This window comes from Methylophilus sp. E2MeOHC9 (assembly GCF_058744375.1).
Genome location: NZ_CP196024.1, coordinates 2,251,302 through 2,274,546, shown reverse-complemented (window position 1 = coordinate 2,274,546; position 23,245 = coordinate 2,251,302). Strand labels below are relative to the sequence as shown.

Annotated in this window: 19 protein-coding genes; 6 read left to right on the top strand and 13 right to left on the bottom strand. The window is 50.2% G+C overall.

Annotated features, from left to right (window positions below; translation table 11 throughout):
• Window positions 1-29: 29 nt before the first annotated feature.
• Window positions 30-3,185: an efflux RND transporter permease subunit gene (locus tag ACSSVF_RS10990; protein WP_492403502.1), complete on the top strand. Its 3,156-nt coding sequence runs from the start codon at window positions 30-32 to the stop codon at window positions 3,183-3,185.
• Here the strand turns inward: ACSSVF_RS10990 and ACSSVF_RS10985 are convergent.
• From ACSSVF_RS10985 to ACSSVF_RS10970, 4 genes are read right to left on the bottom strand one after another with little or no spacing between them, the layout of a single operon-like run.
• A complete protein-coding gene (locus tag ACSSVF_RS10985; protein ID WP_492403501.1) occupies window positions 3,151-3,813 on the bottom strand; it encodes an amino acid kinase family protein in 663 nt (220 codons plus the stop codon). The genes ACSSVF_RS10990 and ACSSVF_RS10985 overlap by 35 nt on opposite strands.
• A gap of 17 nt (window positions 3,814-3,830) precedes the next feature.
• Window positions 3,831-5,258, bottom strand: a complete 1,428-nt coding sequence (pabB, locus tag ACSSVF_RS10980; RefSeq protein WP_492403499.1) for an aminodeoxychorismate synthase component I — start codon at window positions 5,256-5,258, stop codon at window positions 3,831-3,833.
• Window positions 5,249-6,301, bottom strand: a complete 1,053-nt coding sequence (locus ACSSVF_RS10975) for a hydantoinase/oxoprolinase family protein (RefSeq protein WP_492403498.1) — start codon at window positions 6,299-6,301, stop codon at window positions 5,249-5,251. The genes pabB and ACSSVF_RS10975 overlap by 10 nt, the downstream gene beginning before the upstream one ends.
• Entirely contained in the window at window positions 6,298-7,377 is a 1,080-nt protein-coding gene (locus ACSSVF_RS10970) for an ATP-grasp domain-containing protein (RefSeq protein ID WP_492403496.1), read from the bottom strand. The genes ACSSVF_RS10975 and ACSSVF_RS10970 overlap by 4 nt, the downstream gene beginning before the upstream one ends.
• On the opposite strand from ACSSVF_RS10970, the gene ACSSVF_RS10965 reads away from it, so the two are divergent.
• The gene (locus tag ACSSVF_RS10965) at window positions 7,372-8,076 is read left to right on the top strand and encodes a HisA/HisF-related TIM barrel protein (RefSeq protein ID WP_492403495.1); all 705 of its coding nucleotides are present in this window, start codon (window positions 7,372-7,374) and stop codon (window positions 8,074-8,076) included. The genes ACSSVF_RS10970 and ACSSVF_RS10965 overlap by 6 nt on opposite strands.
• Before the next feature lie 42 nt (window positions 8,077-8,118).
• On the opposite strand, the gene hxlB is transcribed toward ACSSVF_RS10965, so the two are convergent.
• The 3 genes from hxlB to tal all read right to left on the bottom strand — a co-directional run bounded on the left by hxlB (window position 8,119) and on the right by tal (window position 10,524).
• The gene (gene hxlB / locus ACSSVF_RS10960) at window positions 8,119-8,655 is read right to left on the bottom strand and encodes a 6-phospho-3-hexuloisomerase (protein ID WP_492403494.1); all 537 of its coding nucleotides are present in this window, start codon (window positions 8,653-8,655) and stop codon (window positions 8,119-8,121) included.
• A 102-nt stretch (window positions 8,656-8,757) separates the two neighbouring features.
• Window positions 8,758-9,390, bottom strand: a complete 633-nt coding sequence (gene hxlA, locus ACSSVF_RS10955; protein WP_442586526.1) for a 3-hexulose-6-phosphate synthase — start codon at window positions 9,388-9,390, stop codon at window positions 8,758-8,760.
• Between the two features lie 180 nt (window positions 9,391-9,570).
• Window positions 9,571-10,524 (bottom strand): transaldolase, encoded by a 954-nt coding sequence (gene tal, locus ACSSVF_RS10950; RefSeq protein WP_442586527.1) that lies wholly within the window; start codon window positions 10,522-10,524, stop codon window positions 9,571-9,573.
• 272 nt (window positions 10,525-10,796) lie between these two features.
• Between tal and ACSSVF_RS10945 the strand changes: the two genes are divergently transcribed.
• Both ACSSVF_RS10945 and ACSSVF_RS10940 read left to right on the top strand, forming a co-directional pair.
• Window positions 10,797-11,948: an aromatic ring-hydroxylating oxygenase subunit alpha gene (locus ACSSVF_RS10945; RefSeq protein WP_492403492.1), complete on the top strand. Its 1,152-nt coding sequence runs from the start codon at window positions 10,797-10,799 to the stop codon at window positions 11,946-11,948.
• An 84-nt stretch (window positions 11,949-12,032) separates the two neighbouring features.
• Window positions 12,033-12,890, top strand: coding sequence for a DMT family transporter (locus ACSSVF_RS10940; RefSeq protein WP_492406350.1), 858 nt, complete (start codon window positions 12,033-12,035; stop codon window positions 12,888-12,890).
• Here the strand turns inward: ACSSVF_RS10940 and ACSSVF_RS10935 are convergent.
• The 4 genes from ACSSVF_RS10935 to typA all read right to left on the bottom strand — a co-directional run bounded on the left by ACSSVF_RS10935 (window position 12,887) and on the right by typA (window position 17,798).
• Window positions 12,887-13,528, bottom strand: a complete 642-nt coding sequence (locus tag ACSSVF_RS10935; protein ID WP_379029576.1) for a response regulator — start codon at window positions 13,526-13,528, stop codon at window positions 12,887-12,889. The genes ACSSVF_RS10940 and ACSSVF_RS10935 overlap by 4 nt on opposite strands.
• Before the next feature lie 24 nt (window positions 13,529-13,552).
• A complete protein-coding gene (locus ACSSVF_RS10930; RefSeq protein WP_492406349.1) occupies window positions 13,553-14,854 on the bottom strand; it encodes a HAMP domain-containing sensor histidine kinase in 1,302 nt (433 codons plus the stop codon).
• Window positions 14,855-14,995: 141 nt separating this feature from the next.
• Window positions 14,996-15,814, bottom strand: coding sequence for a polyphosphate kinase 2 family protein (locus tag ACSSVF_RS10925; protein ID WP_492403490.1), 819 nt, complete (start codon window positions 15,812-15,814; stop codon window positions 14,996-14,998).
• Between the two features lie 178 nt (window positions 15,815-15,992).
• On the bottom strand, window positions 15,993-17,798 hold the full coding sequence (gene typA, locus ACSSVF_RS10920; RefSeq protein ID WP_442586531.1) for a translational GTPase TypA: 1,806 nt from the start codon (window positions 17,796-17,798) through the stop codon (window positions 15,993-15,995).
• Between the two features lie 412 nt (window positions 17,799-18,210).
• Here typA and ACSSVF_RS10915 point away from each other — a divergent pair, with 412 nt between their 5' ends.
• A complete protein-coding gene (locus tag ACSSVF_RS10915; RefSeq protein WP_442586958.1) occupies window positions 18,211-19,872 on the top strand; it encodes a DEAD/DEAH box helicase in 1,662 nt (553 codons plus the stop codon).
• Between the two features lie 9 nt (window positions 19,873-19,881).
• Complete coding sequence (locus tag ACSSVF_RS10910) at window positions 19,882-21,390, top strand: DEAD/DEAH box helicase (protein WP_492403487.1); 1,509 nt, start codon at window positions 19,882-19,884, stop codon at window positions 21,388-21,390.
• A gap of 50 nt (window positions 21,391-21,440) precedes the next feature.
• On the opposite strand, the gene ACSSVF_RS10905 is transcribed toward ACSSVF_RS10910, so the two are convergent.
• Window positions 21,441-21,869, bottom strand: coding sequence for a group II truncated hemoglobin (locus ACSSVF_RS10905; protein WP_492403486.1), 429 nt, complete (start codon window positions 21,867-21,869; stop codon window positions 21,441-21,443).
• Between the two features lie 7 nt (window positions 21,870-21,876).
• A complete protein-coding gene (gene purT, locus ACSSVF_RS10900) occupies window positions 21,877-23,073 on the bottom strand; it encodes a formate-dependent phosphoribosylglycinamide formyltransferase (RefSeq protein ID WP_492403485.1) in 1,197 nt (398 codons plus the stop codon).
• Window positions 23,074-23,245: the final 172 nt, after the last annotated feature.

Sequence of the window (23,245 nt, the reverse complement as noted above, 5' to 3'; positions counted from 1 at the left end):
TTAACAAGCATCCGGAAAGCACAACGGCCATGATGTCGGCTTTAGTCAGGTTCGCCATTCGCTTTTATGGCGTCATTATCGGGCTGGCCGTGCTGATTCTGGTGTATGGCACCTATAGCCTGACCCAAAGCGACTTGAATGTCTTCCCAGAGTTTGCACCGACACAGATCGTCATTCAAACCGAATCGCCCGGCCTTTCAGCCAGCCTAGTCGAAAAACTGGTCACCCAGCCGATTGAAAATATCATTGCCGGTGCCATAGGCATTAAAAGCCTGCGTTCGCAATCCATTCCCGGGCTGTCGGTGATCACGGTTATTTTTCAGGATAAATCAGATATTTACCGCAATCGGCAAATCATTGCCGAACACCTGAACATGCTGGGAAACCAGTTGCCGCCAGGGATTATTCCCAATATCACCCCGCTCACCTCTTCGGCCAGCACGGTTCTTGGTCTGGGTGTCACTTCAGACAAACTGACCATGATGCAGTTACGCACATTGGTAGACTGGCATTTGACGCCGCATCTGATGTCGATTCCTGGCGTAGCAGATATCAATGTATTTGGCGGTGAAGTCCGCCAATTCCAGATCAAGATAGATCCACGCAAACTGATGTTGTACCAGTTGAACATCCAGGATGTGGTGGCTGCCGCCAGCCGCGGCACTGGTGTACGCGGAGCCGGTTACATCCAGAATGATAATCAGCGCATTATCCTGAATAGCCAGGGCCAGACCACTACGCCGCAACAATTAAGCAATATCACACTGGTCCGCAAGCTAGGCCGCACCATACGCATCCGGGATGTCGCCGAGGTCGCTGAAGGCGCGGCGCCTTCCATTAGCGCCGCAGCCATTAACGGCAAGCCAGCTGTTTACCTTTCGGTGCAAGGCCAGCTGGGTGCCAATACTTATGCGCTGACCCAGTTGCTGGAAAAAAAGCTGGCGGATATCAAACCCAGCCTGACCAGCCAGCAAGTGACTCTGCATGAAGGCTTGTTTCGCCCGGCTAACTTTATCGAAACCGCGATCAACAGCCTGCGTTCCGATATCCTGATCGGCTCAACCCTGGTGATCGCGGTGTTGTTCGTGTTTTTGTTCAACGTGCGCACGGCAGTCATTTCAGCCACCGCCATTCCGCTTTCGTTGCTATCTGCCATCGTCGTGTTACACCAGTATGGTGTGGGGCTGAATATCATGGTGCTGGGCGGCCTTGCCATCGCTTTGGGCGAAGTGGTGGATGATGCCATTATCGATACCGAGAATATCTTCCGACGCTTGCGTGAAAACCGGCAACTTGCGCAACCTTTGCCTATCCGGCAAGTGGTCTTCCAGGCGTCTATGGAAGTCCGTGGTTCTGTTTTCTACGCCACCATCATCGTGGCGCTGGTATTTTTACCGCTCATTACACTCTCCGGCGTGGCAGGCAAACTATTTGCGCCGCTTGCTTACGCATACATTTCAGCCATTCTGGCGTCACTGGTGGTCGCACTGACACTGACACCGGCGCTCTGTTACGCCCTGCTGGGTAAAGCGCGGCTGGATAACCAGGAATCCCCCTTGCTACGCTGGCTGAAGCACAGATACGTGAAAGTGCTGCACCATATCGAGCACCGTTACCAGATCATCCTTGTGAGCAGCTTTGTGTGTATTGCGCTAGGCCTGGTGTTACTGCCACTGTTCAGGAGCCAGTTTATTCCGGTGCTGCATGAGGGGCATTACATCCTGCATATGACCACGGTGCCGGGGACTTCTGAGGTGCAATCGCTGAAACTCGGCAACCAGGTAACTAAAGTGCTGCTGGATATCCCTGGGGTGAAAAGCGTGGCGCAATGGGTAGGCCGCGCACCGAATGCCGCTGATACGTTTGGCACGCATTACAGTGAATTTGAAGTAGAAACCGGCACCGTTTCCGGCGCAGAGCAGGAAAGGATTTATCGCAGCATCCGTGAAGAACTGGCCGGCGAATCGGAAGATGACGACGATGATGGCAAAGTCGAATTAGGGTTTATCGGCGCCAACTTTGCCATTAATACTTTTTTGAGCGAACGCATAGAAGAGACGATTTCCGGCTATGCCGCTGGCCTGGTGGTCAATATTTATGGTCATGACCTGGACGCGCTGGACCGGGATGCACAAAAAATCGCCAATATCCTGGGCGGCATCCGCGGCGTCAGGGATGTCATGGTGCAATCACCGCCCGAAACACCGGAAATCGCTATTCGGCTCAAACAAGAAAAACTGTCATTGTGGGGGCTACAACCTGTGGATGTACTGGATACGGTCAAAGCCAGCTATGAAGGCGTGCCGGTCAACCATGTATTCATGGGCAATCGCTCCATAGGCGTCAGTGTGTTGCTCAACGACAGCAACAGGGACGATATTGCCGATATGCGTAATATCCCCATATTCAACCCCGAAGGCCAGATGCTGAAACTGTCAGATGTCGCTTATATTGCACAGGAAGGCGGCCGCTCCAAGATATTACACTCGGGGGCCAAGCGCATTCAAACCATCACCGCCAATCTTGCCGGGCGTGACCAAGCACTGGTTATGGATGAGATACAGAAAGCATTGCGCCAGAAACTCACCCTGCACACTGGAAACTACATGGAGTTTTCTGGTGAAGCAGAAGCTAACGCCGAATCCCGCCGCGATCTGATCATACATTCGCTGGTAGCCGGGGCTGCCATCTTCCTGATGCTTTATATCGCTTTTGGCAGTTTGCGCAATCTGTTGCTCACCTTTGCCAACCTGCCCTTCGCGCTGATTGGCGGCGTTGTCGCCACCTTCTTTGCCGGCGGCTGGATATCGGTAGGTACGCTGGTGGGCTTTGTGACGCTGTTTGGTATCACTTTGCGCAACTCCATTATGATGGTGTCGCATTTCCAGCACCTGGTAGATAAAGAAGGTTGCGAATGGAACCTGGAAACCTGCATACGTGGCGCTTCTGAACGCTTGCCATCGGTATTGATGACGGCCTTGGTTACGGCACTGGGCTTATTGCCACTGGCCATAGGCAGTGGTGAGCCTGGTCGCGAGATCGAAGGGCCGATGGCCACTATTATCGTTGGCGGATTGATTTCTTCCACTATCCTCAACTTGCTGATCCTGCCGACCATCATGCTGCATTTTGGCCGGTTTGAAAAAACAGCTATGTTTGAGGTAGATGAACCAGTTTCCCGCTAAGGGCTTGCACAGCCAGCCCTTGTTCAAACAGCTTCACATGGCTTTGATGCATGACCCAGGTTTGAAATGTCGCCTTTGGCAGGATGCTGGATAATCCTGCATCGACAATGCCCTGCGCCTGCAAGGCAGCCAGGTCTAAGGTAGGCTTTTGTTGTAATAGACTATCCTCGGATTTCACCAGTAGCAAATGACTGGCTTCAAGCTGGCAGGCCAGCCAGGCAGCTAAACTGTCAGAGGTGATTTCCCAGTTTTCCGGCAGCGCCATCTCTGCCCATAACTCGGGATTTAAAGCCATTTCACTGGGCAACCAGACCAGCCCGCGGTGCTGCCAGCCGCGCTCGGCAATCTCCAGGGGGTTACGCACCAGCGTCAGCTCGGGCACCATGGCAACCAGGCTGCGTGCCATCTGGTCCATGGCATAAATAGCGAGCGCATGTGCATGCACATCGGTGATATGTCCATCTGGCAAACGTTCGCGTATCTGCTGGAATTCACGCACCGCGTCGGCATACACTCCGCCACCAGGCACGATAATCACTTTGCCATCGCCCCAACGGACCACCAGTTGCAGCCATTTGAGCAGGCTGTCATGGTGTGTCACGCTACCTCCCAGCTTGATCACCCACATGGTATTTTCCCCGGCTATTAAGTTGGTGTTTTGAATTGTGCAACCAGTTTTAAAAACTGGGAAGCTTTATCTAAGGTTTCCTGGTATTCCTTGTCACAATCTGAATCTGCCACCACCCCGCCACCGGCGTAAAAAGTCATGGTCTGCTTGCAGATCACTGCAGTGCGGATAGCGATATTGGTATCCATACTGCCATCAAAACCGATATAGCCTATGCTGCCACAATAAATGCCGCGCCGGTGTGGCTCTAACTCTTCAATGATCTCCATGGCACGCAGTTTGGGTGCGCCGGTGATGGATCCGCCTGGAAAACAGCCACGCAACAGGTCTAATGCATGATAGCCGTTTGCCAGTACGCCACGCACGATGCTCACTAAGTGATGCACATTGGTAAAGCGCTGCAAACGGAACAAGGCATCGACCTTGACCGAGCCTATTTCGCATACCTTGCCAATATCATTGCGTAACAGATCCACAATCATCAGGTTCTCTGCCCTGTCCTTGATGCTGTTTGCCAGCGCCTCGGCCTCTTGCTGGTCGCGTATTGCATCCGCATGCCGGGGCCTGGTGCCTTTAATCGGCCGTGTTTCTACTTTATTTTCAGTCACTTGCAGAAACCGCTCTGGTGACATTGATAACACGGAAAACGATAGGCCCTGCCCGTCATCCACCTGTAGATAAGCCATAAAAGGCGCTTTACTCAGTTGCCGGAACTGGTCATAAGCTTGCCAGGCATCACCGCTCACCTGCACCGCCAGCCGCTGGGCCAGGTTAATCTGGTAACAATCCCCGGCGCGTATGTAATTTTTGACTTTGTGAAAAGCCGCTGTGTAGGCTGCTTTGTGCATGTTGTGCGAAATATCGCCAACCACGCTAAATGCTGGCGTCTCTGATTGTTCACGTGGTTGCAGCAAAGTTTGATGCAACACTGTGAGTGCTGCCTGCGTAATAAACCTGGTGTGTGATACCAATGTACAACGCCGCAAATGATGGTCGACCACAATCGCCCAATCATAAATACCTATCAGTAACTCTGGCAGAGGCATATCCTGTGCGGCCAGCTCTGGCATGGGTTCAATACTGCGCCCCAGATCATAGGAAAAATAGCCTAGTGCACCACCGGCAAAAGGCACCTCAGCTACGCGTGCGACCTGGTGTGGCTGCAACCAGCGTTTGACGATAGCAAAAGGGTCATCCTCAAAACGCTCAACGTCATGATGGCTATGCACTACGGTGTAAGGTCGGCGATGGATAATCTTTGCCACTGGATCAGCAACGACGATATCGAACCTCGCCCCCAGGCTGACCTCTTCATCTACCGAAGACTGCTGTGCTGCAGTTTCCACCCGTCCACTCTCAAGTAACATCGGCCAGGGCAAATGCCTGACCTGTGTCAGCCAATAAGCGCCTTCGGCATAAGGTAAATCAAGTTGTATCAATGCCATGCTTGCCATAACCTTGCCACGGCATAAGCAGGGAAACATACTTCTGCATGGCTTTTTAATGTGGAGTTGTCAGCCGACATCCAGGTTGATGCCGGCGTATAAGTCAGGTTCAACCGTTGCGCGATCTCCGGTAACAGGAAACTGCCAGCTCCCAAGCCTGTTAAGGCCTGAGGTTGTAGCGTAGCTTGCTCAATGCAGGATTGAATGGCATGCAGCAGGCTGGACAACTGCTGATCTTTGAATGCCTGCGCCAGCGAATGCCAATCACTGGTTTCAGCATCCTCCAGATCATGCCCGACCATACGTGCCAAGCGGCGCATACTGGCAGACACAGAACGGCCTTGTCCATCGGCAGTGTCCGCTAGATCATGTTCCGGATCTAATTCACCTAGCACACGGTAAACATCAGCAGTGGTCGCGAAATATTCAGCAGTGATGTGACGCGTTTGCCGATGCCACGCGATATAAGGGCCAAATGCCATCAATGGCGAGCGCACCACTCCTGAATATAACAATCCATGCCTCTCCATGCGCTCAGCGTCCGTCCAGCCATTGGCAATGACCTTCTTCGCATGGCACAGCGTGATATCACTGGTGGTGCTCCCAATATCCACAATAAGCATGCATGAAGCATCACTGGCTTCAGCCAGGCACTGTGCCGATGCGTGCCAGTTCATGGAGGCGATATAAGATTCAAGCCCATCGACGGTCTCGGTGAATAAGGCTGCTTGATCCATGCCAGCCATATAAAACATGGCCTGCGGTAACTGCTTTTTTACTGTTTGTGCAATCTCGCGCACACCCTGTGCCCGATTTTCAAATAAATCGACCAGTTCCCCGGTCATGGTGACGGCGTGCAGGCATTGATCTGCTTCAATCGCCCAGGCTTGCAGAGTCGTTTGTAAGGTAGCTTCAAGCAGATGCAAGCCTTTCCACAAAGCGCATGCCTGTTGCGATACTTGCACAATATGTCCTTCAGCATTGAGCAGCACCGCTTTTACATGTGCCCCGCCGATGTCCCAGCCAATCACAGATTTACTCATGAGGTCAGGCGCTCAATCGCCGCAGATCCGGCAGTTGGCAAAGTGATGGACACTGAGGAGGCTGCCGCCCGCGCGGTTAAGTGGTTATGCAAAACAGCATCTAATACCAGTTTGGCTGGATTTTCTTGTAACACTTTCGATAATCCTATGTAAGGGGTGGTCAGGCGCGGATTAATTTCAACCAGGGTCAGAAGGTTGTCCTCATTCAGTATCAGGTCAGCGCCCCAGTAACCGCTAAGCCCGGGAATCGCCTGATATATCTTTTCCGCCATCGCCTGCATAAGGGGTAAGTATTGCGCTGCCTGATTCACTCCCGCCCCTTGAAAACGGAACCGGCCATTGTCCACACTCACCCATTGCTGGTGTCCGGCAATGACTTTTACCTGCTGCTTACTCGCAATCACAGACATACTTAATGCAATGCCGGGCAGATATGGCTGCAATAGTAACTTCTGATAAGGAATCGCAGGATTTGATTTTATTTTATTATTAAATTCATATACTTCCAAGTCATTTTTAAAGTGATAGGTATACTCACACCCTGCCCCATCATCCGGTTTTATCACCCAGCCGGCAGGTGAAACTTCGTGCTGCGGTAGCGATGGCAGTGCCACGGCTTCGTGCAAATAACAATGTGGGATCGTGGATATACCCGCCTGAGAACAAAGATCCGCCATCCATGATTTAGAGCTTGTTTGCCTGATAGCGGCTTCACTACAGCCTAGCCAGCGTTTACCGGCTTTATGCACCAGCTGGCACATGCGCTCAAGTACCCCATCCGTTTCCGGCGCAATCACCCAACAGGCATCTATATCATCTGCAGATAATTGCTGCTGCCAGATTGCAAACGCATCGTCATCAGGCTGTATCGCTACACTGGCTACACCTTGTGGAGCTATCACCCGCGCATCATGGCTGGTGATACAATCCACATCCAGTTGAGACAAGTCAGCCAGCAAGGCATCCCGCATCAGCAAGCCCTCTTGCAGGAGACTGGCAGGCAATGATTCAGATGCCAGGCCACCGGCACTGACATACTCACACACCCAGATTTTTAAACGAGATTTATTTTGCATATTATTCCCGTCATCGATTTGATGCATGGTCAGGTTGTTCAAGCCATACAGGGGCAACGCCAGTCTTACCGCGCGATACAATCGCAATTAACGGCAAGCCATCAGCTGCTCGATGTCGTGGCTGCTATTTTACAAGTTTATCCATTTGACTGTGTGTATATTGCCGATTTAAATGCCATTACCGGCGATACCTTATTGCCCAACCACCGCGCCCATATTGCCGAGGCGATCCAGGCATTCCCACACATCCAGTGGTGGGTAGACGCTGGGCTGACGAGTGTTGCGGCGCTGACACCCTGGCTGGATAATAACATCAGGCCTGTGATCGCCAGTGAATCCCTGCCCGATTTGCCCACCTACCAGCAACTGCGCCATGCAGCTGAAAACAGCATTCTTTCCCTGGATTATTTTCAGGATGGGTTTCATGGCCCAGAAAGCCTGCAAACATCTCAGATACACTGGACGCAACCTACCATCGTCATGAGCTTACCCAAGGTAGGTGCGAATCAAGGCCCCGATGTTGAAAAACTGCATGTCATGAAACAAAAAACACCGCAAAAACTCTATGCTGCAGGCGGCGTCAGAGATATTGAAGATATCCGAGCGCTCACTCAAACAGGTGCTGACGGCGTATTGATTGCCAGCGCATTGCACCAGAAGAAAATCACAGCTGCAGACTTGCTCGGCTTTGCCCAATAAAAAACCGGCCATGCAGCCGGTTTTTTATTGCAGGAATAAAGTTTATTCCAGGTTTGCGTGTAATGCGCGCATACCCTCTTCAGTCAGGCCTTTGGCGTGGATCAGCTCAGAAATAGCGCCTTCCAGGAACACCAGGGTAGACAATTCGAATTGACCGCCCATAGGCATGCCTTTTACCAATGGGAAGCTGTCATCCTGACCGACTTGAACAACCAGGTCAGCGACGTCTGCCATGGCAGATGTTTTCTTCATGGAAATGACCACTAATTTAGCGCCCACTTCTTTGGCTTTTTTCACAAATGGCAACAAGGTCGCTGTGCCGCCGGAACCTGAAACCAGGATCAGCAAGTCACCTTTTTTGATGGCAGGAGTAACAACTTCGCCAATCATGAACACGCTGTAGCCGGAATGCACCAAGCGCATTGCAAAGAAGCGTGAGACCAACAGTGAGCGACCTGCGCCACCAATAAATGTTGAGCCTGCTTCGTTAACCAATTTCAATAATTCAGCCGCTTTTGACTTATCAGTCACGTCTAAAATACGTTTCAAATTGTCTAAAATAAACTGTTGATGATCCATGTTTTTGTCCTGTGTATTCAAAATATCAAATAAAAAACCCGACACATTGCTGAGTCGGGTTTTATTATCGCTGATCAATAATTACTTATTGATAGTTAAAAATTAACCGTGAGCGATAGCAGTGATTTCAGCAGCAGAAGCAGCTGGATCAGCAGCGCCGTAGATAGCAGCACCAGCAACGATGATAGTCGCGCCAGCGTCACGTACTTGAGCAGCTGTAGCAGCTTTAACGCCACCAGCAACAGAGATGTCAACGCCCAGATTCAAAGCAGCGATAGCAGCCAAGTCAGCAAAAGGAGTTTGACCAGCAGCTTGTTGATCCAAACCAGTGTGGATACCGATGATGTGAGCACCAGCAGCAACAACTTCTTTAGTTTTAGCAACTTTGTCTTCAACGCTGATCAGGTCAACTTGCGCTTTTTTGCCGTATTTGTTTGCAGCTTTGATTACGCCTTTGATTGTACCGATGTCAGATACGCCCAATACAACAGCGATGTCAGCACCAGCTTTGTAGAATGGCTCAGACTCGTACTCACCAGCATCCATAGTTTTCAAGTCAACCAGGATTTTGTTGTTTGGGAATTTAGCGCGCAGAGTTTCCAGCAATTTGATACCGTTGTGCTTGATGCATGGTGTACCGATTTCCAGAATGTCAACGTGCGGAGCAACTTTTTCTGCCAAAGCGATAGTTGCGTCAAAATCCAATGAGTCTAATGCCATTTGAGTTAATGCCATGTTTTTCTCCAAATATTAATAAGTTTCTAAATGCTATTTCTAGCGTACTACCAATTCAAGCTGGTCGCTAATAGTAAGCTGGCAGCCAAAATAAGTCAATGTAACAGGCCAAATTATGCCTGAGTGTAAAATCAAAAACGGGCAGGTCCCTGCCCGTTCTCTTATGATGTCACAGAGATATTACAGTTTTGCGGCTAATGCTGTTTCCAGCTTGTTCTGGTCAGCAACGAAACCACGGATACCTTCAGCCAGCTTTTCTGTGGCCATTGGATCCTGGTTAAGTTCAAAGCGGAACTCTTCCTCAGTCAACTTAGCTGGTGCTTCTTTGGTTTTGCCGCCATCTTTAAGCACTTGTACCAAAGTACCTTCAGTCGCTGCCAGATCTTGCAACAGGTTAGGAGAAACCGTCAGACGGTCACAACCAGCCAGGGCGATCAGTTCGCCAGTGTTACGGAATGAAGCACCCATCACAACAGTTTTGTAACCGTGTTCTTTGTAGTACTGATAGATCGCACGTACTGAAACAACACCTGGGTCAGTTTCCTGTGTGTATTCTGTGCTTGGGTTTTTCGCTTTGTACCAGTCAAGGATACGACCAACGAATGGGGAAATCAGGAATACGCCAGCTTCAGCACAAGCACGTGCCTGACCAAAACCGAACAACAATGTCAGGTTACACTGGATGCCTTCTTTTTCCAGTTGCTCACCGGCTTTGATGCCTTCCCAGGTAGAAGCCAGTTTGATCAGTACGCGCTCTTTAGAAATACCTGAGTCTTCGTACAGTTTGATCAGTTTGCGGCCTTTGGCAATCATCGCATCGATATTGAAAGACAAACGTGCATCTACTTCTGTAGAGATACGGCCTGGAACCACTTTAGTGATTTCAGCACCAATCAACACAGCCAGTTTGTCAGCTGCATTTTCAATTTGTTGCTCTTTTGAACCGCCTTGTGCTTTTGCATAGGCAATTGCTGTCTCGATCAGAGGTGCGTACTCAGGAATCTGACTCGCTTTTAATACCAGGGATGGGTTGGTAGTTGCGTCTACCGGTTTAACGCTTTTAATCGCTTCAACATCACCTGTGTCAGCCACAATAGTGGTGATTGCTTTCAACTGATCTAATAAATTTGCCATTCGCTTGCTCCTAAAATGCAATTATCGTTACGTATAGTTATACATAGAAACCTCTAATATTATAACTGAATTTAATTGACTTAGTTAAGGCCTGTTGCAATTACTGCCTTTATACATGCTGCTTAAAACAGGGTTATGGCAACCACCTTACGTGCGTTTGAATCGACTGATTGTGACGGATACAGGCGGTCATTGTGCCTATTCTGGCTTTTCATTCAGGCCCTTTTCGGGCACAATTATTCTTTTTTGCACGTGTTCGATCAGTTTGAAATATGGGTTCTGTCACCTCTTTAAATAAAGAACAAAACAAGACTCGCTTCGCACAATTACCTGTTGACTGGTACCTCAATCCGGAAATTTATGCATTAGAGCAGGCGCACTTGTTCTCGCTGCAGCCACAGTATGTCGGGCATGCGCGCATGACACCCAATGCAGGCGATTTCCGCGTGCTGGAATGGAAACATAATGCCATGGCGCTGGTGAACCACCAGGGCGAACACCAACTGGTCAGCAACATCTGCCGCCATCGGCAAGCTGCTATGCTCAGTGGGCAAGGTAATACCCAGCATATCGTCTGCCCGCTGCATCGCTGGACTTACGATTTGAATGGGCAACTGCTTGGCGCCCCTCACTTTGAACAAAACCCGTGCTTACACCTGGAAAAACAGCCGCTGATTGACTGGCAAGGACTATTGTTTCAATCATCTGCCACACCAGGCAAAGCCAAGCCATTGCACATTGCGGAAACATTGAAGCAATTAGGATGCAAACAGGATTTTGACTTCACCGGTTACTATTTTGACCAGGCCATTGTTGATCACTATGACTTCAACTGGAAAACCTTTATTGAAGTCTACCTTGAAGATTATCACGTAGGCCCTTTCCACCCCGGCTTGAATCAATTTGTCGATTGCGGCGAGTTAAACTGGGAATTCGGCGAGCACTACAGCGTACAAACCGTGGGTTATAAACCGTTACCGGATTACAGTTTGTCTCCCACTTATAAAGCCTGGCAACAGGCGGTGACAAATTATCAGGACGGCAAGGAGCCGAAATATGGCGCGATCTGGTTTGTGCTGTATCCTTTACTGATGATTGAATGGTATCCCAATGTCCTGGTGGTCTCGCATATCATCCCGACTGGCGTCGAGTCCTGCAAAAACGTAGTGGAATTTTACTACCCGGAAGATATCGCCCTGTTTGAGCGCGAATACGTCAAAGCGCAGCAGGCCGCCTATTTCGAGACAGCCATTGAAGACAACGAAATCTGCCAACGTATGCAAGAAGGCCGCAAAGCACTCTACCTGACCGGCAAAGATGAACGCGGCCCTTATCAGCACCCGATGGAAACCGGGCTGGAACACTTCCACCACTGGTATCGTTCACAAATAGAACCTCACCTCTCCGCACATTCTGTGCGCTAGCCCAAGACTATCCGGCACATTTTGTCCTTATTTCACCCCAGGCGCTGGACGCATCCCAGACATTGGCAACTCGGCAGCCTGTGGATGCTGGTTGCCGGGCTGGGCTTCGCCGTGATGGGTGCCTTTGTGAAAACCGGCGCCCAACGTTTCAGCAGCACAGAATTAGTGTTTTATCGCTCGATATTCGGCTTTATCACCATCGCCGCCATGGTCTACTGGCAGGGCAAGCCACTCACAACCCCGCTGCTGGGCAAACAAATGGGTCGCGCATTGACCGGCTTTATCGCCCTGCTGCTGTTCTTTTATGCCATTGCGCATTTGCCGCTGGCAACAGCCATTACGCTCAATTACACCTCGCCCATGTTCCTGGCTTTATTCTCACCCTGGCTACTCACGGCGGAACAACCCTTGTCGCGCCGGCAGCAAAGTACATTGAATATATGCGTGATTGCAGGTTTTATTGGCGTCACCTTCTTGCTGCAGCCCAGGTGGGAACCTGACTTATGGATCGCTGCGGGTATCGGCTTGCTGTCGGGCGTTGGTGCTGCCCTGGCATATGTGCATGTGAAACAGTTAGGGGTGAGAGGTGAGCCGGACTGGCGGACTGTGTTTTACTTCACCCTGGTATGCAGTGTCGCCAGTGGCGGCCTGATGCTGAATACCGAAATCACGCCTTTGCACTGGCAAGATTTGCCATTTTTACTGGGGCTGGGCATCTCAGCCACTATCAGCCAGCTCGCCATGACGCGCGCCTATCGTACCGGCCGCACCTTGACAGTAGCCAGCCTGGCTTATAGCACCGTGGTATTTGCAACGCTGATAGGCGTGTTCTGGTGGGGAGAGCATCTCTCCTGGATGGAGTACCTCGGCATGCTGCTGATCATGCTGAGCGGGATCGTCAGTTCCCGCGCCAGCAGTGCCCGCGTTACCAATACTCGCTAGGGTTCTAGCAGGCCACAGCGCATGGCTATCAGTGCGATTTCTGCCGAGTTCTGCGCATTGAGTTTTTGCTTGATATTGTATAAATGTGTACCGACCGTGCGTGGGCTCAGGAACAGGGTTTCTGCGATCTCATTGGTCGACTTGCCGCGCGCCAGCGACATAAACACTTCAAACTCGCGCTCGCTCAAGACATCGACCGGGTTCTGCTCACCCGACAACTGCTGAATGGCCATTTGTTGCGCTACGCTGGCTTCGATGTATTTTTTGCCATTAGCCACACTGCGAATCGCCTTAATCAGTTCTTCAGCAGCGCTGCGCTTGGTCACGTAGCCCATCGCCCCGGCATTCAGCACACGTTTAGGGTGCACCGAATCCTCATGCGCTGACAGGACCAGGATACGCGCGTGATTGTCCTTGGCCAGAATACGTTCTATGGCTTCCATACCGCCTATGCCGGGCATGGTGATATCCATCACTACCACTTGCGGATGATGTTCTACATAGGCACGAATCGCTGCCTCCCCACTTTCGGCCTCAGCAATGACCTTGATATCCTGATCGGACTCGAGCAGCATTTTAAACCCCATCCTGACAACTGCATGGTCATCTACTAGCATCACGCTAATCATACTTTTCATTCCTCTTATTTTAACGCTGTTGTTTTACGCCGCTTGTATAGGCAATCGAATTTCCAGGGTCGTTCCCACACCGGTTTTTGGCTCTGAAACGACTTTAAACTGTCCATGCAAGGCTTGCACCCGTTCACGCATACCCAGCAAGCCAAAATGCCGGGTTTGGTCCACCGCTTCCACTTGCATACCTACCCCATCATCGCTTATCGTCAGTTGCAGGCCATCCTCAGCCGATACGATATGCACATGGATGGATTGGGCATGCGCATGCTTGATGGCATTGTTAATCGCTTCTTGCACGATACGGTACAAATTAATATTGACGTTTTCACCCATGGGCTGAAACTGGCCGGAGACCTGTAACTGGATGTTCAAGCCAGCATGCTGCGCCTGGTAGCCTGCCACCATATCACGCAAGGTCTCTACCAGGCCCATATTATCCATGGCCGCTGGCCTTAACTGGCGGATGATATTGTGCATGCCGTCGTAAATATGATTGGCGGCGGCAACGATGGTTTGTGCATTGGCGGCAATATCCGGCGTTTTATCCCTGGTTTTGTTCACGATCGCCACCGCAAAGGTTTTGATCGCGGTCACATACTGGCCCAGTTCATCATGCAACTCGCGCGCCAGGCTGCGGCGCTCATCTTCAATATGTTGCTGGATCAGCTGTGTCAGCTGACGGTTTTGTTCCAGTTGCCGCTCGGCATCCAGTGAAAGCGCCATCTGGTTGAGGCTGGCGCCGATGCGATCAAATTCCGGCAACGGGAATTTGGGCAACCGCGTTGCCAGATCACCCTGCTCTATCTGATTGATAGCACGCAAAATATGATGCACCGGACGCAAGGCATGACTTAACAGCCCGTATACCAGCAGATTGAGCAACACGAAAAAGCCGGTGCCCATGACGATCAGTTGCAGAAAACCTGACCATGCTTCCCGCACAGAGCCTTCTGCGCTGGAACTGATAATTAAAATGCCATAGCGCACGCGGCGCGTCACTGTTTCTTCTTTGGGAGAAACCAGCTTCACAAACCATTTCGGCGGTTCGATTTCTGATTTAAAAGTCGAGTTAGGCGAAATATACAAAGGCGTATTGGAATAATCATACAGCTCGATACGGCTGCTACGCACGTAGCCTAAAGACTTGAGGAAATCCTGCAATACATAATGGGTGGGGCCTAAACTTGGGTTCATGGCCGAGCTGACAATCACCGTATCCAATAGTTGGACCGTGACGCGCATGGCAGCTTCAACGCGCTCACGGATACTATCCCGGGTATCCCGTACCAGCACGATGCCTGCCGCCAGCAAAAAAGCCAGTGAAAGCATGGTGACTAAAAGATTTAATCTAAAGCGTAGACTCATTTTTTCAGCGCAGGCACATTTTCTAAGTCAAGTAGTAAGTGGCGCTATTTAACCGTGCTCGCCTGTTTTTGGACAGCGTAAAATCATTAATTAACTCTTGAGCTTCTAATCTTTGATGACCAGCTTGTTCCAGGCTTTTGGTTTCTCGGGATAGGCCAATGGCAACCCTTCGAGTGCCTGTAATAAAATGCGGGAAATCAGCAGGTTACGGTTGGTTTTTGAATCTGCGGGAATCACATGCCAGGGCGCATAGTCAGTGGATGTTTCTTGCAAAGCACGTTCATATGCCTGCATATATTTATCCCATAGCGCACGCTCATCCAGATCTTTAGGATTAAATTTCCAGTGCTTGGTGGGGTCGTCGAGACGTTCCTGCAAACGCTCTTGCTGTTCTTCTTTAGAAATATGCAGAAAGCACTTGATGATAGTCGTGCCCGACTCACTCAGCATGCGCTCAAAGTCATTAATCTGCTGATAACGGCGTTCGGCCTCGGCTTCATCTATCCAGTCATGCACTTTGACGATCAGCACATCTTCGTAATGGCTGCGATTGAAGATAACCAGCTCGCCTTTGCGTGGCACCTGCGCGTGCACGCGCCATAAGTAGTCATGTGCCAGCTCATCCTCACTCGGCGCCTTAAAGCTCGCCAGACGGATTCCTAATGGGTCACAGGCGCTAAATACCTGCTTGACGGTACCATCCTTGCCGCTGGTATCCATGCCTTGCAGGATCAATAACACTTTATGCTCAGCCTGCGCATGCAGGATGTCCTGCCGCTCATTGATGGCTTCCGTCAGCTGCAACAATATCGCAGCATCTTCCGCTTTATCGCCTGATCTTGCTGACTTATCGTCAGGTTTAATCTGCTTTAGTGCAAACTTCTTCGGGTTGACGCGATAGCTGCTTAAACTGAATTTATCCATGCAATATACCAACTTCACTGTGAGGGAATATAACCCAGTGTATCGCAGTTTATTCAGCCAGGCACCACCCTTCAAGCAAAAGGATAGCTTCCCAAGCCAAAAAATGTTGGCTGTAAGCCCAGGGTTAAAAGCAATAGGCGTAAAAAAAGCCCTCATTGCATGAGGGCTTAATCAAGTATTACTTGGAAGACCGTTTACGCTCGTGCTCTAACAAGAAGCGCTTGCGCAGACGAATCGTTTTTGGCGTGATTTCAACCAATTCGTCGTCATCAATAAACTCTACAGCGCTTTCCAGGCTGATAGAGATAGGTGGCACCAAACGCACCGCTTCATCCGTACCGGAAGCACGCACGTTGGTTAATTGCTTACCTTTGATCGGGTTAACCACCAGGTCATTTTCGCGGCTATGAATGCCGATAATCATGCCTTCGTACAAACGGTCACCAGGACTTGAGAACATCTTGCCACGGTCTTGCAGCTTCCACAGGGCATAAGCCACTGCTTCGCCTTGTTCCGCTGAAATCAGCACACCATTACGACGGCCAGGCATATCTGCTTTCACCGGAGCGTATTCATCAAAAATATGCGCCATCAAGCCGGTACCACGGGTCAATGTCAAAAACTCGCCCTGGAAGCCGATCAGGCCACGGGCTGGAATACGATACTCTAATCGAGTACGACCATTACCGTCAGACTCCATATTTGACATCTCACCACGGCGGCGACCCAACTCTTCCATGACTGCGCCCTGGTTTTCGTCTTCCAGGTCCACGGTCAGGATTTCGTATGGCTCACATTTTTCGCCATTCACTTCTTTATAAACCACGCGAGGTTTACCCACAGCGATTTCAAAGCCTTCGCGGCGCATGTTTTCCAGCAGAATGGTCAGGTGCAATTCACCACGACCAGACACGCGGAATACATCGGTATCTTCAGTATCTTCAACGCGCAAAGCCACGTTTACCAATAACTCTTTAGTTAAACGGTCACGGATCTGGCGTGAAGTAATGAATTTGCCTTCTGTACCGGCCAATGGTGAAGTGTTCACCATAAAGTCCATGGTCAGGGTTGGTTCATCTACACCCAGATGTGGCAAGCCAACTGGCTTGTCGCGGTCACAGATGGTAAAACCAATACCGATTTCTTCAATACCCGAAATAATGACGATGTCACCTGCTTCAGCCTCTTCAACCGGTACGCGCTCCAGGCCTTTAAAACCCAGGACCTGATTGATACGGCCTTGCGCTACTTGTTCGTTTTCGCGCATCACGGCGACCACCTGGCCTGGTTTGATGCGGCCATTGGTGACACGACCAACCCCTAGACGACCAGTATAAGTAGAGTAATCTAAGGCTGAAATCTGTAATTGCAAAGGTGCATCGCTGTCACCTTTCGGTGGTTCAACATGACTTAAAATCGTATCAAACAAAGCCTTCATGTTATCTGAAGGTGCATTCATATCCAGTGTCGCAAAACCATTTAATGCCGACGCGTATACCACTGGAAAATCTAATTGTTCATCAGTTGCGCCAAGGTTGGCAAACAAATCAAAGGTATGGTTAATCACCCAGTCAGGACGCGCACTCGGGCGGTCAACCTTATTAATCACCACAATCGGTTTCAAACCAAGCGCCAGGGCTTTCTTGGTCACGAAGCGCGTTTGCGGCATAGGGCCGTCAACGGCATCTACTAATAGCAACACGCCATCCACCATACCCAACACACGCTCTACTTCACCGCCAAAGTCGGCGTGGCCCGGTGTATCGACAATGTTAATGTGCGTGCCTTCATAAGTTAAGGCAGTATTTTTGGCCAGAATAGTAATGCCACGCTCTTTTTCAATATCATTACTATCCATCACACGTTCAGTGACCGCCTGGTGGGTGGCAAAGGTACCTGACTGTTGAAGTAACTTATCAACCATGGTTGTTTTACCGTGGTCAACGTGGGCGATAATTGCGATATTTCTGAGGTTGCGTGCCATGTGAACTGCCATCTGTTTGGAAAGGGCGCGATTTTAGCATAAATCACGTTAAATATTTGACTTTTAAAATAAAATGGCTATACTGCGCTCAACTTAAAACGCACTGGGCTGAAATTGATGCCCGACTGTTTTAAATTCATCGCCCTGACCCATCGATAACTCGTGAACTTTTGAGGCTATCATCTTTAGAAGTTGTTTTTATGACAACCTCTTCTTTTATCGGTTAGTGGCTATGCCTAGCGCCGGTAAAAGCGATTCATCTCCATATTTGCTTTGGCTTACTTTAATGAGTTAGCACACTTAGATTTTTAATTCTGTGTGCTGTCATGGGTTAGCTTTGCTTCTTTGCTTTGCTTTAATTTGCTTTACTTGCGCCCTTTTTAATTGTTATACGAAAGGGACATCCTTGTCTTTGTCTTTTGCAGATTTAAATCTAGACCCATCCATTTTGCGTGCATTAACCGATGCAGGCTATGAGAACCCAACCCCAATTCAGTCGCAATCTATTCCTGAAGCATTGCAAGGCCGTGACATCATGGCCTCAGCCCAAACCGGCACTGGTAAAACAGCCGCGTTTACATTACCAGCATTAAACTTACTGGCAACACAACATCCGGTACGTAGCCGTGGCCCGCGTATCCTGGTATTGACCCCAACCCGCGAACTGGCAGCACAGGTCAACGAAGCTGCCCGTAAATACGGTAAATTCCTGCGCGCACGTTGTGTGAGCATTGTCGGTGGCATGCCTTACCCACTGCAAAATAAACTGCTGTCACAACCATTGGATATCCTGGTTGCTACACCTGGCCGTTTCATTGATCACCTTGAGCGTGGTCGTATTGATCTGAGCCGCTTGCAAATGCTGGTACTGGACGAAGCTGACCGCATGCTGGACATGGGCTTTATGCCCGATGTTGAGAAGATCTGTGCTGCATTGCCGGCCGAACGCCAAACATTGCTGTTCTCTGCCACCTTAGATGGCATCATGGATATCGGTAAACGTTTCCTGAACAACCCATTGACGATTCAAGTGGCTGGTCAAAAAGAACAACACGCCAATATCGAACAACGCCTGCACTTTGTGGACGACATGAACCACAAAAACAAACTGCTGGAGCATCTGTTGATTGCCCCGGACGTGAACCAGGCCATTATTTTCACAAGCACCAAACGTCACGCCGATTTGCTGGCTGAAGATTTATATGCCGCTGGTCACAGCACTGCTGCCCTGCACGGTGATATGACACAAGGCGCACGTAACCGTACCCTGACCAAACTGCGTCATGGTGATGTCAAAGTACTGGTTGCGACAGACGTTGCAGCACGTGGTATTGATGTGCATGGTATTACGCATGTGATCAACTACGACCTGCCAAAATTCGCTGAAGATTATGTACACCGTATCGGTCGTACTGGCCGTGCCAACAACTCCGGCATTGCGATTTCTTTTGCTTCTAATACTGACCGTCACCTGTTGCGCAAAATCGAGCAATACACTGGCCATAAATTCCAGCCAGCGGTGATTGCCGGTTTTGAACCTAAACGCGCTATCCGCATGGATGACGGTGGTGGTGACAAACGTGGCAATGGCGGCAAACGTCATGGCAGCAGCAATGGCCGCCCACAAAACAAAGGTGGCTTCCGTGGTAACAGCCGCGATGGTCGCAGCGATAACCAAGGTGGTCGTGAGAACCGCGAATTCCGTGGCAACCGTGAGAACAGTTCTTTTGGTGACCGCGTGATGCGTGAAGGCCAGCCGAACAAGCCGCGCGAACCACGTGCAGCTACCGGCGCCAGCGAACCACGCAATACTGAGCAAAGGACAGACCGCGAAGTCAATGGCAATAGCAAAAGCTACACCAAAGATACCGACTTCCAGTTTGCGCGCGCATTGACAGAAGAATTTGGTCAACGTCGCCCGCGTTCTTCTGCAGGCAACCCATCGGCAAAACCACAAGAACGCTTTGGTAACCCTAATGGCGGCAACAACACTCGTGGCGCAAACAAACCGCGCACCGGTGGCAAGCCATTCGGTGAAGCCGGTGGTATCAAACGCCCTCGTTCATTTGCATAAGCCAAGACTATGTCAGAGCAAATTACTGTAGATTTTCGTTCGCTAGGCCTGGCCGAGCCGTTGTTAAAAGCCATTGAAGAATCCGGCTATACGACACCAACGCCCATCCAGGCCAAAGCCATCCCGCTGGCGCTAGAGCGCAAAGATTTGATGGCCGGCGCACAAACTGGCACAGGAAAAACGGCTGCATTTTCGCTACCGATTCTGCACACATTGCTCCCTCACGCAAGTACCAGCACCTCTCCGGCGAAACACCCGATCCGGGCGCTGGTGCTGGCACCAACGCGTGAGTTGGCAATTCAGGTGTATGACAACATTAAAACTTACGCCAAACACACCTCCTTGCGTAGCCTGGTGGTGTACGGCGGCGTAGATATCAAAACACAGACACCTATCTTGAAGACCGGTGTTGAAATTTTGGTCGCCACGCCTGGTCGTCTGCTAGACCACGTAGAACAAAAAACGCTTTCTTTGAGCCAAGTGCAGTTTCTGGTGCTGGATGAAGCTGACCGTATGCTGGATATGGGCTTTATGCCTGATCTCAAGCGTATCTTGGCTTTATTACCTAAACAACGCCAGAACCTGATGTTCTCAGCCACGTTTTCGGATGAGATTAAAAAATTGGCCGATGCTTTTTTGAACCAGCCAACATTGATCGAAGTGGCGCGCAGCAATGCCACTAACGACAATGTGGAGCAAAAAGCCTATCTGGTGAATACAGACAAAAAAGAACGTTTCCTGGTGCAGCTATTGAAACAATATGCCAGCCAGCAAGTGATTATTTTCACCAAAACCAAACTGTCTGCCAGCAAACTGGCACGTGCTTTGGAACGCGCTGAAGTCCCGTGTAGCGCGATCCATGGTGATAAATCACAGAAAGAACGGATTGAAGCGCTGGATGCATTCAAAGCCGGTACGATTCATGCCCTGGTAGCCACCGATGTGGCTGCACGTGGCCTGGATATCAGCGACTTGCCTTTAGTCATTAATTACGAAATTTCTACAGCGCCTGAAGATTATGTGCACAGGATAGGCCGTACTGGCCGTGCTGGCGCCAAAGGCATTGCGATTTCCTTGATTGATGAAGAAGAAACCAAGTACTTTGATGAAATCGAAAAGCTGATTAAAAAGCAGATTCCTAAAGAGAAAGCTGTTACCAGCAGTACGCCAAGTCAGTACTCAAGTAGCCAGAATACAGGCAATACAGCAAGTCAACGCGCGCCACGCCAACGTTCATCTAAATCTAAAAATGCAGATGACGCCTGGTTCTATCAACCTTACCAGTCAAGCGGGTTTGTTGAGCCGACTAAATCGGTCGTTGTACCTGTGACCAAGCCATCGGCGGCAAAGCGTAAAGTCGTTGCTGCATTACTCGGTGGTTTTGGCTTCAAGGCTACCCCTAAAGCCAAAGGACGTCCTGCAGAAAGCAAACGCCAGCATGCTGCTAAAACCCGTCAAAAAGAGGGTTTAGAGCAAACAGCGTTACCAGAAGCAGAAGTCGAAAGTTCGCAGTCTTAATAAAAAGCCCCGTGAAAACGGGGCTTTTTTTATGCTTGGCGAAGCTGCGTTTAACCTTCACGGTTACGCATAAAGTCAGCCACACCATATAACTGGTTGGCCATATGACGTATCAGGCTTTCCTCAAACTGGCATTGGTGCATGGCCTTGATCATGCAATACATCCATTGGTCGCGCTCTGCCTCACCAATCGTGAACGGCATATGGCGTGCACGCAAGCGTGGATGACCATAGCGCTCAATATAGAGCTGAGGACCACCTGTCCAACCCATAAAAAACATAAACAGTTTTTCACGTGTTTCGGTTAAATCTGGCTGATGGATGGCACGCAGCCCTGCCGCTTTCGGGTCGCTATCCATGATGTCGTAAAAGGTTTCCACCAGCAGGCGGATATTCTCAGTGCCCTTCTCCGCGCCGCCCAGCCACTCAAACAATGATTGTTTAGGTGAGTTTGGCTCTTGGATTTCAGTTAAAGCCATGCCTTACCTACCCTGAGACTTTAGGCGTGACCAGCGATGCTGCCTGCTTGGCGCGTTCACGTGCCAGTTCAACACTCTCAGCCGTTGCCAGCGCGACACCCATACGGCGGCGGATAAAAGATTCCGGCTTGCCAAACAGCCTGATTTCACTGTCAGGCACTGACAATGCCGCTTCCAGCCCGTGGTATGCCAGCGTAGTCGCATCGGCGCCACCATAAATCACGGCACTCGCTCCGGCATCACGTTGTGTCACATCTACCGGCAAGCCCAGGATTGCCCTGGCATGCAATTCAAACTCATTCAAACGCTGGGTACACATGGTGACCATGCCAGTATCATGCGGACGCGGGCTGACTTCAGAGAACCATACCTGCTCGCCTTTCACAAACAATTCAACACCAAACAAACCCTGGCCACCCAACGCATCAGTCACTTTCCTGGCGACTTCCTGAGCGTTCTCCAACGCTTTGGGATGCATGGCTTGTGGCTGCCAGCTTTCTACATAATCGCCCTGCTTTTGCACATGTCCAATCGGCGCACAAAAATAGGTGTCGACCTGCCCTGTTGCATTTTTGGCACGCACGGTCAGCAAGGTGATCTCATAATCGAAATCAATCTGGCCTTCTACAATGACGACACCCTGGTTAACCCGTCCACCACTGGCGGCATACTCCCAGGCAGTTTTCACTTCAGATGCCTGGGTAATACGGGATTGGCCTTTGCCTGAGGAAGACATGGTCGGCTTGATAAAGCATGGATAGCCAATGCCCGCATCAATCGCAGCTTGTAATTCGGCTTCTGAACGCGCGAATGCATAAGGGGAAGTGGGCAAACCCAACTCTTCAGCTGCCAGGCGGCGTATGCCTTCACGATTCATGGTCAGCTGTACCGCACGCACGGTTGGCACGACTGTGACGCCAGAAGCCTCGATTTCAGCCAGCGCATCTGTATTCAGCGCTTCAATCTCTGGCACGATAAAATGCGGTTTGACCTGGTTGATTAATGCTTTCAGGGCATTGGCATCTGTCATATCGATCACATGCGCATGATGTGCTACCTGATGACCGGGTGCGTTTGCATAGCGATCCACGGCAATCACTTCAACCCCTAAACGCTGCAAGGCAATAATCACCTCTTTACCGAGTTCACCGCTGCCCAGCAGCATGACTTTGGTCGCGTTTGCGCTTAATGGGGTCCCTATCATTGCTGCACTCCGATGTAAAAGTGCAATTCTACCATGTGGCATTTGTATGACGGCTGGTCAACATTGATTTAAATCATACGCAAGCGGCATAGACAATCGTTGCTACCTGGAAAGTAAAAGACCCCGCAGTTGCGAGGTCTTTTGACATTCTATACAAATCCATTTTCAAGTC